The organism is Cohnella baijiui (assembly GCF_020731285.1).
Taxonomy (GTDB): Bacteria; Bacillota; Bacilli; order Paenibacillales; family Paenibacillaceae; genus Cohnella.
Genome location: NZ_JAJFOW010000518.1, coordinates 1 through 210, shown reverse-complemented (window position 1 = coordinate 210; position 210 = coordinate 1). Strand labels below are relative to the sequence as shown.

Below are 210 nucleotides of genomic sequence, written 5' to 3'. Positions count from 1 at the left end.
AACTGTGTGCAGCACATGATCTCCTGTTGATTGTTGATGAGGTACAGACCGGTATCGGTCGTACGGGCGCATGGTTTGCCTATCAACATTATGATATGGAACCGGATATTATTTCGATCGCCAAAGGGCTTGGCAGCGGTTTTCCAATCGGGGCTATTGTCGGTAAGGAAGCATTGGCTGAAGCGTTCGGCCCGGGTACGCATGGGACGA

1 protein-coding gene is annotated in these 210 nt (G+C 51.4%); it reads left to right on the top strand.

Annotation, left to right across the window (positions count from 1 at the left end):
* Window positions 1–210: aminotransferase class III-fold pyridoxal phosphate-dependent enzyme (locus LKX83_RS33620; protein WP_227887662.1), on the top strand; the 210-nt coding region annotated here is incomplete at both ends.